3 protein-coding genes are annotated in these 1,894 nt (G+C 74.5%); all 3 read left to right on the top strand.

Annotated elements, in window-relative coordinates:
- Positions 1–304 (top strand): tRNA (adenosine(37)-N6)-threonylcarbamoyltransferase complex ATPase subunit type 1 TsaE (locus PROKR_RS16795; RefSeq protein WP_036964886.1); only part of this gene is annotated, 304 nt, incomplete at its 5' end.
- Between the two features lie 99 nt (positions 305–403).
- A complete protein-coding gene (tsaB, locus tag PROKR_RS16800; protein WP_036964887.1) occupies positions 404–1,174 on the top strand; it encodes a tRNA (adenosine(37)-N6)-threonylcarbamoyltransferase complex dimerization subunit type 1 TsaB in 771 nt (256 codons plus the stop codon).
- Positions 1,171–1,737, top strand: a complete 567-nt coding sequence (gene rimI / locus PROKR_RS16805; protein ID WP_036964888.1) for a ribosomal protein S18-alanine N-acetyltransferase — start codon at positions 1,171–1,173, stop codon at positions 1,735–1,737. The genes tsaB and rimI overlap by 4 nt, the downstream gene beginning before the upstream one ends.
- The last annotated feature ends 157 nt before the right edge of the window (positions 1,738–1,894 follow it).

Raw genomic sequence — 1,894 nt, forward strand, 5'->3', positions numbered from 1 at the left:
GACGCGCGGGCCGGGGCTGGTGCACGTCGACGCCTACCGGCTCGGCGGGCTCGGCGAGCTCGACGCGCTCGACCTGGACTCGTCGCTGGACGACTCCGTGACCGTCGTGGAGTGGGGGCGCGGCCTGGCCGAGGCCCTCGCCGACGACCGCCTGGAGATCGACCTGGAGCGGCCGCGGGGTGCCGCACCGGCGTTCGACCCCGGCGCGGAGGCGGTCGAGGACCCGGAGGCGGGGACGCGCAAGGTGACGATCCGCGCGGTGGGGCCACGGTGGGCCGGTGTGGACCTGCGTTCCCTGTTGTGATCGGTAGCTCGTCGGGCGATCGGCAGCCCGGGTTGCCGATCACCTGACGAACCGCCGATCATTCCCTGCGGCCGCCTGCGGCCGTAATACCCTGGTCGCGTGGCCGTTCTTGCTCTCGATACCTCAGCAGCCGTCGCCGTCTCCCTCGTCGACGAGGACGGTGCGCGCCTCGCGTCCCGCTCCTCCGACGAGCGCCGCAGGCACGCCGAGTCGCTCGCGCCCCTGATCACGGAGGTCCTCGACGAGGCCGGGATCGAGCGCGCCGACCTGACCGCCGTCGTCGCCGGAACAGGCCCCGCCCCGTTCACGGGGCTGCGCGTCGGGCTGGTGACCGCCCGGACGCTCGCGCTCTCCCTCGGCATCCCGGTGCTGGGCGTGCCGAGCCTCGATGCCCTGGCGGTGCAGGCCGTCAGCGACCTCGGGCTCCGCGCGGGGCAGGAGATCCTGGCCACCTCCGACGCCCGTCGCAAGGAGGTCTACTGGGCGCGCTACCGCGTGGTCGCGCACGAGGGGCCGCACGGCGTCCCGGTCGTGGAGCGGACCGCGGGGCCCGACGTCGACCGGGCCGGCTTCGTGGCGCAGGCCCAGCTCCCCACGCCGGACGCCGGGGACGCCCCGCTGCCCGTCGTGGTCGGCGAAGGCGCGATGCTCTATCCCGAGTTCCTGCCCGTGGCCGACGACGCCCCGCTGGTTCCGGACGCGACCGTGCTCGCCCGCCTGGCACTGGTGCGCCGCGCCGCCGGCGAGGACCTGCCGACCGAGCCGCTGTACCTGCGGCGTCCGGACGTGCACGAGCCGGGCTCCCCGACGGGCTCGGGTGTCGGATCCGGGACCGGTCCGGCAACGGCCGCCACCGGCGGTGCCGCATGATCACCGAGGTGCGGCTCCGCCCGCTGCGCAGCGCCGACTTCGACCGTGTGCTGCAGCTCGAGCGCCAGCTCTTCGGCCGCGGCGCCTGGACGTACGGGATGCTCGCCGACGAGCTCGCCGGCCTGGGTCGCTGGTACGTCGTCGCGGAGCCGGAGCGGCTCGACCGCGCCGGGGACCAGCCCGTCGTCGGCTACGCCGGTCTCTGGTTCGACGGCGACGTCACGCAGATCATGACCATCGGCGTGGACCCCGACGTGCAGCGGCACGGAGTGGGGCGCCAGCTCATGAACGCCCTCATCGAGCGGTCCCGCAAGGTCAAGGCAGAGGCTGTGCTGCTGGAGGTGCGCGTCGACAACGCGCCCGCCATCGAGATGTACCGCGACTTCGGCTTCCAGATCCTCGGCGTGCGCAAGCGCTACTACCAGCCCGAGGACATGGACGCGTACACGATGCGCCTGGAGCTGTCCGAGGTGGAGCACCCGACGGCGGACGCCGCCGTCGAGTCGCCGGTCGATGCCCCGGCTGCCGACACCCCGAACGACGCCACGGGAGACGCCGCATGAGGGAACGAGTCCTGGTCGACGCCGCGACGCTGGCGGCCGACCTGCAGGTCGGCGGCGCGCCGGACCCGGCCGAGGGTCGGCCCGTCGTGCTCGACGTCCGCTGGGCGCTGGGCATGACCGACGGCCACGACCAGTACCGCGCCGGGCACGTGCCGGG

The sequence above is a fragment of the Promicromonospora kroppenstedtii DSM 19349 genome (assembly GCF_000515355.1).
In the GTDB taxonomy this organism is placed as follows: Bacteria; Actinomycetota; Actinomycetes; order Actinomycetales; family Cellulomonadaceae; genus Promicromonospora; species Promicromonospora kroppenstedtii.

Coding starts and splice junctions, on each gene's coding strand:
- rimI (WP_036964888.1), top strand. CDS start 1,171: ATGATCACCGAGGTGCGGCTCCGCCCGCTGCGCAGCGCCGACTTCGAC.